Genomic DNA, 1736 nt, shown 5'->3' with positions numbered 1-1736 from the left:
CTATTGTTTTGATAGCTGCTTGCGCTTGTTTTTGTTGGGCCAGAGCCCGAAATGACTCATAAACTGCCTCAAGTACACCGTGCGGACTCGTCGGACTTCCTGCCAGCCCACGCCAGCCCGCATGCGCTGCGGCCACCACAGCGCCGTCTTCGCTGGCCAGCAGCACCGGCAGGCAATCGGCCACCATGATGGTGCAGGCAAGTCCCGCCTGATCCGTCACGCAGGCATCGGCTGTCTGGCCGTCGGCGGCATCGGCGCTCAACACCAACACTTCGCTGCCATGCACCTGCTGAAGGAACACCGGGTGACTGCCCATTGCCCGCCGCAACACGTCACGGTTCGCCGCAACATTGGCCGGCTGGTCGCCGACGTGGTCACCCAGGTTCAGGCTGTCATAGGGAACGGGCGACACGCCCCCGGCACGTGTGGTGAACACCGCGCGCACGCCGGCAGGTGCTGGCCAGTCGGGAATCAGCCAATCAGTATGCAAAGCAGGCACCGGTAATTTTCCGACGGGCCGCCCTTAGGAAAATTGGCCCCTGAGGGGCTGGAGCCTGCGGCTCCAAACCTGCTTGAGCAGGTTTGGACAGGCGACAGAGGCGTAGCGTCTCGCAAGCCGCGGCCTGCAAGGCCTCGTGAACCACACGAAGTGGGGAGCGTGGGGGCCACATTCTCAGGCTTCGTTGTCGGGGCAGGCCGAAGGCTGGGCCTTCTGGAAGGCCGGCAGCGCCATACAGGCGTCGAACGCGGCCATGGTGCGAGGCAGTCTGTCAAAACTCACGTTAAAGCGTTTGGCATTGAATATCTGCGGCACCAGGCAGCAATCAGCCAGTGTTGGTGTATCGCCATAGCAATAGGTCGATGCCGGCAATTGCGCCAGCTGGCGTTCAAAGGCCTCCAGGCCTTCGCGGCACCAGTGCACATACCAGGCGTTCTTTGCAGCTTCGTCGAGCTTGAGTTCCTTGACCAGGTATTTCAGGACGCGCAGGTTGTTGATGGGGTGGATTTCGCAGGCGATGGACTGGGCCAGCGCGCGCACCTTGGCGCGGCCCACCGCGTCGGCGGGCAACAGGGCCGGTGTGGGGTGTTTTTCATCGAGGTATTCGATGATGGCCATGGACTGCGAAAGTTTTTCACCGTCGACTTCGAGCAGCGGCACCAGGGTGTCGGCGGCCAGGGCGGCGTAAGACGGCTGCTTGTGCTCGCCTTTGGCGATGTGCACGGGAATGTAGTCGTAGCTCAGACCCTTGATCTCCATCGCAATACGTACACGAAACGACGAAGAAGAGCGGAAATAGTTGTGGAGTTTCATCTCTAAAGCATAAACGATGGCCCCCACGGTCGCGCACTTCGTGTCACCCCCTGCCCCCCGAGGGGGCGCTGCGCCTGCGGCCCGGCAAAGCCGGTTCCGCGGCCCCGGCTGGGTTAGATACATCCCCGCCGTAGCGCACTTCGTGTGGCTTCAAGCTGAGCTGGTTAAGCGACCATCAGTGGCAGGGCAATCGCGTGGGCGACTGACGCGCGGGCAGTCCGCCACTACCATTGCCTTTTTGCATTCGCCACTCCCGGAGACACCCATGAGCGCCATCGCCACCCTAGCCAACCACCAGATTCGCCTGGCAAGCCGTCCCGTCGGCCTGCCCACCCGTGACAACTGGAGCTTCACCACCGAGCCGGTCGCCGAACCCGGCCCGGGCGGCGTACTCGTCAAAACCCTGTACCTGTCGCTGGACCCG

The 1736-nt window shown here is 62.7% G+C and carries 2 protein-coding genes and 1 pseudogene; 1 reads left to right on the top strand and 2 read right to left on the bottom strand.

The features are described 5' to 3' along the window. Both AC1DWI_RS21845 and maiA read right to left on the bottom strand, forming a co-directional pair. Positions 1 to 490, bottom strand: a 490-nt coding sequence (locus tag AC1DWI_RS21845; protein ID WP_477725752.1) for a purine nucleoside phosphorylase YfiH/LACC1 family protein, incomplete at its 3' end; no start/stop codon positions are given. Between the two features lie 183 nt (positions 491 to 673). Further along, the gene (gene maiA, locus AC1DWI_RS21840; protein ID WP_477669106.1) at positions 674 to 1312 is read right to left on the bottom strand and encodes a maleylacetoacetate isomerase; all 639 of its coding nucleotides are present in this window, start codon (positions 1310 to 1312) and stop codon (positions 674 to 676) included. A 265-nt stretch (positions 1313 to 1577) separates the two neighbouring features. Here maiA and AC1DWI_RS21835 point away from each other — a divergent pair. After that, positions 1578 to 1736: pseudogene (locus tag AC1DWI_RS21835) on the top strand (NADP-dependent oxidoreductase); the annotation flags it as partial.

The organism is Polaromonas sp. P3_C2 (assembly GCF_056402675.1).
Note: the sequence above shows the minus strand (reverse complement) of the source record. Positions and strands in the feature narration are given on the sequence as shown.

Bases quoted from the DNA above. Each gene is read 5' to 3' on its own strand.
- maiA (WP_477669106.1), bottom strand. From the start codon at position 1,312: ATGAAACTCCACAACTATTTCCGCTCTTCTTCGTCGTTTCGTGTACGT.